This is a genomic window from Phycisphaerae bacterium, from assembly GCA_018003015.1.
Taxonomy (GTDB): Bacteria; Planctomycetota; Phycisphaerae; order UBA1845; family PWPN01; genus JAGNEZ01.
This window is the reverse complement of sequence record JAGNEZ010000032.1, coordinates 64,782-71,705: the sequence shown is the minus strand read 5'-3', so window position 1 is coordinate 71,705 and position 6,924 is coordinate 64,782. Positions and strand designations below refer to the sequence as shown.

The window sequence follows — 6,924 nt, the reverse complement described above, 5'->3', positions numbered from 1 at the left end:
GATCTTCTCGCCGCGGTAGATCTCGAGGTTGAAGTCATCGAACAGGACCACGTCGCCGTAGGCCTTGCGTACGCCCTCGCAGCGCAGCACCATGTCCCCGGCCCGCTGGGTGGGGGTGAACTGAATGGCCAGCCTGCGATGGGACGCCACCGGCCGGGCGAGGACCTTACCCTCCCGTTCCATACGTTCCAGCATCGACAGCCGCCCACGGGCCTGCTTGGATCGCGACTTGTCCGCCTTGACTCGCTGGGCATACTCCCACTGGTGATTCATCCACTCCTTCTGCTTTTCGTACTCGCGCTCCGCGGTGAGTTGCCGGACGCGCTTGGCCTCGGCGTAGTCCGAGTACGCGCAGGGATAGACCGTCACCTTCCGGCTGTCCAGGTCCGCGATCTTGTCCACCACCCGGTCGAGCAGGTAGCGGTCGTGCGAGACGACGACCGCCGCACCGTGGTAGCCGGCCAGGAATTTCTCCAGGAACTGGGTGGCCTCGATATCCAGGTGGTTCGTCGGCTCGTCGAGCAGCAGGAGGTCCGCCTCCTGAAGCAGAAGCTCGGCCAGCGCCGCCCGGCACTTCTGCCCACCGGACAGAGCGGCGATCGGCAAGTCATAATCGGCCGGCGAGAAGCCGAGTCCGCCGAGCACTTCGCGGACCGTCACTTCGTAGTCGTAGCCCCCCGAAGCCTCCAGGCGGTGCTGGAGCTCGTCGTACTCGGCCATCAGATCCTCGGCCCGATCGGTGTCGTGATGATCGGCGATCAGCTGGGCGACCTCGGCGACGCGCTCCTCGAGCTGCCGGACGTTGTCGAAGGTGCGGGTCACCTCGGCCAGAAGCGTGTTCGACGTGTCGAGCGTCGGTTCCTGCGGCAGGTACGCAACCTGGAGGCCGCGAGTCCGGGTCACCGTGCCGATCTGCGGCTGCAGTTCGCCGGTGATCAGCTTGAACAGCGTGGTCTTGCCGGATCCGTTCGGTCCAACCAAGCCGACCTTCTCCCCCCGGTGAACCACCCAGTCCAACTCGTCAAGCACGATCTGCCCGGCAAAGCCGACGTGCACATTCTGGAGCGTCACGATCCCCATGTGGCTGGCTTGCCCTTCGTCGGCTTGCGACCGATCAGCTCCGAATCTCGCGTTTGACCTTGTCGAAATGGACCTTCCGGCCGGTGGTCGAGGCCGCGTCGCCCATGATCACCGCGATGCCGTGCTTGTAGCCGAATTCGACATGGGCGTTTGGCTGGCCGCCGTTGCGGATGCAGTCGAACCAGTTCTTTACGTGGGCGGCGCCGGGGTATGGCGGTTCCTCTTGGAGCAGCTTCACCGGTTTGATCGCGTCATTGACCCCCTCGCTCGAGAAGGTCGGATTCCCCAGCCAGTGCCCGAACCGCGTGCGAATCATGCCTTTCTCGAACATGAAGACGGTACTCTCGTTGCCCAGGGAGCTGCCGAAGTGGCTGGTGAACTGGGTGTGGAAACCCTCGGCGTAGTCCAGCAGCACGGCCGCCTGGTCCGGGGCGTCGCAGCGCTTGTCGTTGCTCAAGGCGTAACTACCGCCGTACGCCGTCGCCGAAACCGGGAAGCCGCAGCCGGTCACAAAGTGGACCATGTTGATGAAGTGGCTCATCCACCCGCCGATCGTGCCGCTGGTGATGTCATGGTAACCCATCCAGCAGGCGTGCAGGTGGGCGTCGAACGGTCGATCCTTGCGGTTGTACAGCCAGGCCTTCCAGTCGGTGTCCGCCTCGGTCTTGGGGCCGCTGTAACTCACCCAGTAAGGCCGGGCGTCGGTCTCGGTCGATTCCACGCGGAACAGCTTGCCCAGCCTGCCTTCCGCAATGCACTGCTTGATCGCCCTGGCGGCCGGACAACTCACTCCGTGCGTGCCGTTCTGCACGATGACCTTGCCGGCCTTGACGACGTCGTACCATCTGTTGAGCAGGCCCAGGTCTTCGGCGATGCCGATAATCGGCTTCTCAACGTAGACATGCTTGCCTGCCTGCACGGCGTCAATGCACTGGCCGGCATGCTGGTGGTCCGGCGTGGCGATGATCACCGCGTCCACGTCGGCGTCTTCCAGTACCTTGTGGTAGTCGGCGTACGCCTTGGGCTTGGTCCCGAACAGCTTCTCCGCCTCGCCGAGGTAGCTCGCCAGACGCGACTTCCAGATATCACAGACCGCGACCAGGCCGATGTTGGGATCGCATGGCTTGGCCATGTTCTGGAGGATGTACCGCCCCCGCCCGCCGCATCCGATCAGGGCCAGATGGATGCGATCGTTCGCTCCGATGGTCCGCCCGTAACTGGCGGCGGTCGTTCGCGACACGGCCACCCCCGCGGCCGCTCCGGCCAGCCCATGATGGAGGATCGTTCGCCTACTCGGTTTGGTCGTTCCCATGTTCGGTCTCCTCGCGGCGGGACAGCTCACGCCAGCCCTATCCACCCCGATGAATCCAGATTTCCCAATTTAACGCCAAGGACAACGCCACGCCAGCGACGGCATCCGCACCCATCGGCCGGTCCAACGCAGGGCAGGCTGTTTTCGGCACGAGGCAGCGAGGTTCGCCTGTCAGGCTTGACTCAAGCAGTGGCGTCACCTGCGTTTGCTGGGCCTGACTGGGAACTGATTCACCGGCGGTGAGGAGATTCGAATCCGGCGTGGATTCCCTCCCCGGGTGGTCTGGTAGGGGGCAGGATGGGAGCTCCAGTGCTGCCATGGTCACTTCCGACCATCGCGACCGGGCTGTAGGCCCAGGTTTCGGCTATTCTATGGTATGCTGGTCAGAGGCCAGCGGCCCTGCTCGGGCGGGTGCCCAACCCAACACAGGAGATACGTCCATGTCGCCAAAGGAGAAGACCAGGCGGGAGTTCATCCAGAGTGCCGGAGCGATGGTTGCGGGTACCGCCCTGGTCCATCAGGGGGGCTTCGTCGGGGCCGCGGTCACCGGGACCATGCCCGCCGACACCGCGAAGATCCTCAACTACAACGCCAAGATGGGGTACCGGCGGTTGGGTAAGACCGGGATCATGATTTCCGAGATCAGCCTGGGCGGCCACGGCGGCAGATCGGTCGAGGACCGCCGGCCGGTCCTCCAGAGGGCGATCGAACTGGGCATGAACTACGTCGACAACAATATCGTCGAGGAATGCGCCCTCTACGGACAAGCGATGGGCTCTGATCTCCGCAAACACTTCTACATCGGCTTCGCCTCCTGGCCGGAGAAACTCACCAGCGAGTATGAGGACCATCTGAGTCCCGATGGCATGCTCCGGGAGATCGACGCTCGTCTCAGGGCGTACAAGACCGACAGGCTCGATCTGTGGAGACCGGTCGGAGCGACCTGGGGCGAAGGCCAGACCCGGCAGGCGACCATGTGGGAAGTCAACGAGAAGACGCTCGATCTGGTTGCGGGGGTGTTTGAGAGGGCTCACAAACAAGGCAAGGTCCGCTTTCTGGGGATCTCGGCCCACAAGCCGAGCGTGTTCCGGCGGGTACTCACCAAGTACCCGCAGTTCTCGGTGATCTTGTTCCCGTACATGTTCCTGACGAAGGCCTACGACGGAGACAGCCTGCTGGCCCTCGCTCAAGAGAAGGATGTCGGCGTGATTGGAATCAAGCCGTTCGCGGCGGGAGCGACCTTCGGGGGCAAGCCGACGCAGTTCAACGGCAAGGTCGATTCGCGAGCTCCCGCGCTGCTCAAGGCGATGCTGCAGGAGAAGCGGTTGTCGGCGGTCATTCCCGGGGTCGAGGTGGCCTCGCAACTCGACGAGAATGTGAAGGCGTCCTACGAACGTCACAGGCCGCTGGACGCGAAGGACCAGCAGGCCTTGCGCGAATGCGCCGACAATCTCCTTGCCAACCTCTCTCCTCGCTACCAGTGGCTGCACGACTGGACAGTGGTGTGAGACCCGGGATTGACGCTCCCCGTGGTGATAGAGGGCCGGCGGTCGCCCGCCAGGGCCGCGATCTGAACCCGGGCCGTCTGGGCGCGGTCCGCGAATCGAGGATGGAACATGAACATGACCAGCGTCGTTCTATCGATGCTCACCTGTGGGACCCTGACAGGCTCTCCTGGTCCGACCGAAGGCGAGGCGGTTCCGCCGTGCCTTGAACAGTTGGCCGTTTGGCGTGGGCCCGGGCGGGCGGGCGCCAAGGACTGGCTCATCGATGGCTCGGGCTACAAGGCGGGCGTCTTTCGCGGCCCGGGGTCCCATGAGCTCGTGCTGGCCAACGGACTCATCGCCCGCACCTTCCGGATGGCACCGAATGCCGCCACGGTGGGACTCGACAATCTCGTGACCGGCGAGGCCGTCCTGCGCGGGGTCAAGCCGGAGGCGACCATCGAGCTCGACGGCAGGCGTTACGAGGTCGGCGGACTGAAGGGCCAGCCTAATTACGCGTTCTTGCGGCCGGAGTGGGTAGATCAATTGAGGGCGGATTCGGCGGCGTTTCGCTTCGTCGGCTTCGAGGTTGGCAAGCTGAACGAGCGATTCGCCTGGAAGCGGGTTCGACACCACGCGCCGAACGCCAAATGGCCGCCGGACGGCGTATCGCTGAGGCTGGATTTCGCCTGGCCGCTCGGCGGCCTGGGGGAGGGAATACCCTCCGCCGCAGGACGATCCTTGCTCTGGGACGAAGGATTCAGCAGGCTCGACCCCGCCTGGAGGATCATCGCATCCCGGCACGCCGAGGGCATCAGTTTCCAGAACGAAGGCAAGGCGGGCGAGATTCACGCCCTCGCCGGGACTCACTGCTACGCTGAGCGAGACCTCCCGGAAGAGGTATCGCTGGTCGAAGCGGTCATCAGCCCCGGCACCGACCACGACACGAGTTGGGGGCCGGGCCTCGGTCTCGTGTTCTCGGGACGCGTGGTCGAGGTGAACCTGCGGCCCGGCGACCGGGGTGTCCACGGCCAGTTCGAGCTCCGTGACCACGGCGGCGAACAGCTGGCCAAGGTGAAAGCGTTCACCGCCGCGGACGGTGGCCTCGACACGGCACGCAGCTACCGCCTGCGGGTCCGGCTCGAGACCGAGGTCATGGTGTGGGAAGTGGCCGACGCCGGCCAGGACAAGCCCGAGTTTCATCGTCTGTTCGAGGTATCGGGGGCGGGCGCCGCGCTGCGGGCCGCCCGCGTGGGCAAAACCGATCGAGGCGGGGGGGCCGGCGACGAGGTCCATCCGGACGCGGAATGGTCACGATGCCGCATCGAACGAGTGCGGGTATTCGGACCGTTCGACGCCGCCAAGGCCCAGCCAGAAACCGGCATCGGCTCGAGGAATGTCACCGTTTCCGTCCACTACGAGTTGTACGACGGTCTGCCGTGTTACAGCAAGTGGCTCACCGTCCGCAACGGTACGGACAAGCCTATCCGGCTGGATCGATTCTCCAGCGAGATCCTCGCCGTTGTCGAGCGTGTGGCCGAGGTGGACGAACTCACCACCGGGCGGGTGACACCGAATATGTACGTCGAAACCGACATGGCCTTCGGCGGGATGATGGCCGCGGGGGCAAATCGCCGCTCGTTCCGCTGGCTGCCTGATCCGGATTTCCACACCCAGGTAAACTACGAGAAGAAAACGCCGTGCTTGCTGGAGGTCGGGCCGGATCTCGGGCCCGCCCAGGACATCCCCCCCGGCCGGACCTTCGAGTCGTTCCGAACATGGATCCTGCCCTTCGACAGCTACGATCGCGAGCGGTGCGGCCTGTCGATGCGCCGCATGTACCGCGTCATCGCCCCCTGGATCACCGAGAATCCGCTCATGATGCACGTTCGCTCGGCCGACGAGGCCACCGTTGCCAGCGCCATCGAACAGTGCGCCGAGACCGGGTTCGAGATGATCATCCTCAGCTTTGGCAGCGGCTTCGATCTGGAAAACGAGGATCCCGCCGTGCTGGCAAGGGCCAGCAGGTACGCCGAGCGTGCCCGGAGCAAAGGCCTTGAGATCGGCAGCTACTCGCTGTTGGCCTCTCGACAGGTCGGCGGCGGCAACGATGTGGCTATGCCTCCAGGTCAGCGCCCGACCTTCGGCAACTCCCCCTGCCTCGGGAGCAAGTGGGGCCAGCACTACTTCGCCAGACTCTATGAGTTCCACCGTGACAGCGGCTTCACGCTGCTGGAACACGACGGCTCGTACCCCGGCGACGTCTGTCAGAGCGACGAGCATCCCGGCCATCGCGGACTCGCCGACTCGCGCTGGAACCAATGGCGAACGATTTCGAGCTTCTACCAATGGTGCCGTGGGCAGGGACTGTATCTCAATGTCCCGGACCACTATTTCCTGGTTGGATCGAACAAGACCGGCATGGGCTACCGGGAGACCAACTGGTCACTGCCCCGGGAACAGCAGGTGATTCACACGCGCCAGAATATCTACGACGGCACTTGGGAGAAGACGCCGAGCATGGGCTGGATGTTCGTTCCGCTGACCGAATACCAGGGCGGCGGTGCCGCGGCCACGATCGAGCCGCTCGACGAACACCTCGACCACTATGAGCGAATGCTCTACAGCAACCTGGCTCTTGGCGCCCAGGCCTGCTATCGAGGACCCCGGCTGTACGACACGGAGCGGACCAAGGCGATGGTTAAGCGCTGGGTGGACTGGTACAAGGCCCACCGCGACATTCTGGAAAGTGATCTTGTTCATGGCCGCCGGGCCGACGCTCGTGATCTGGACTGGATGCTGCACGCGAATCCCGGCCTGAAGGAGAAGGGGCTGCTGGTGGTGTTCAATCCGCTCAACCGGCCGGTGACCCGAACGCTGCGCGTGAACCTCTACTATACCGGCCTGACCGGGACGGCGCGCGTGGCCGAGCGAACCGGGGAAGCCAGATCATTCAGCCTGGACCGCCAATACGCCATCGATCTGCCCGTCGACCTGCCCGCCCAAGGCATGAGCTGGTTTGTGGTGGAGTGAGTTTCGCGGTCCCTG

General features: G+C 64.5%; 4 protein-coding genes. 2 read left to right on the top strand and 2 right to left on the bottom strand.

Annotated elements, in window-relative coordinates:
- On the bottom strand, positions 1-1,080 hold a 1,080-nt coding region (locus tag KA354_14850; protein MBP7935922.1), incomplete at its 3' end, for an ABC-F family ATP-binding cassette domain-containing protein.
- A gap of 34 nt (positions 1,081-1,114) precedes the next feature.
- Positions 1,115-2,392: a Gfo/Idh/MocA family oxidoreductase gene (locus KA354_14845; GenBank protein ID MBP7935921.1), complete on the bottom strand. Its 1,278-nt coding sequence runs from the start codon at positions 2,390-2,392 to the stop codon at positions 1,115-1,117.
- Between the two features lie 440 nt (positions 2,393-2,832).
- On the opposite strand from KA354_14845, the gene KA354_14840 reads away from it, so the two are divergent.
- Entirely contained in the window at positions 2,833-3,900 is a 1,068-nt protein-coding gene (locus KA354_14840) for an aldo/keto reductase (GenBank protein MBP7935920.1), read from the top strand.
- A gap of 108 nt (positions 3,901-4,008) precedes the next feature.
- Positions 4,009-6,909, top strand: a complete 2,901-nt coding sequence (locus KA354_14835; GenBank protein MBP7935919.1) for a hypothetical protein — start codon at positions 4,009-4,011, stop codon at positions 6,907-6,909.
- Positions 6,910-6,924: the final 15 nt, after the last annotated feature.

Coding starts and splice junctions, on each gene's coding strand:
- KA354_14845 (MBP7935921.1), bottom strand. CDS start 2,392: ATGGGAACGACCAAACCGAGTAGGCGAACGATCCTCCATCATGGGCTG.
- KA354_14840 (MBP7935920.1), top strand. CDS start 2,833: ATGTCGCCAAAGGAGAAGACCAGGCGGGAGTTCATCCAGAGTGCCGGA.
- KA354_14835 (MBP7935919.1), top strand. CDS start 4,009: ATGAACATGACCAGCGTCGTTCTATCGATGCTCACCTGTGGGACCCTG.